General features: G+C 45.8%; 1 protein-coding gene. It reads right to left on the bottom strand.

All coding sequences use genetic code 11. The features are described from left to right. Window positions 1-236: FAD:protein FMN transferase (locus AAEY83_RS18495; protein WP_351061621.1), on the bottom strand; the 236-nt coding region annotated here is incomplete at both ends.

The raw sequence follows: 236 nt of genomic DNA, 5'->3' as shown, positions 1-236 counted from the left end.
CTACCGTCGATAGGCGCATCAATCGCAATTTGCCACGGTTGCTGTTGGTTATTGACGCCAGAGGTGGCAATTTCACCACCAATCTCGACCATATAATTACGGATTTTATAGTTGTTTTTGAGGACGTCAGCGATAACGTCAACTCCGTAGCCTTTTGCCACTGCTGAAAAATCAAGCTCGATGCCGTCTTTGGTTTTAATAAGACCGTTGTCGTTTTGCACCACGCTCTCAAAGTC

The organism is Psychrobacter sp. TB20-MNA-CIBAN-0197 (assembly GCF_040309765.1).
Classification (GTDB): Bacteria; Pseudomonadota; Gammaproteobacteria; order Pseudomonadales; family Moraxellaceae; genus Psychrobacter; species Psychrobacter submarinus.
This window is presented reverse-complemented; position numbering and strand designations above follow the sequence as displayed.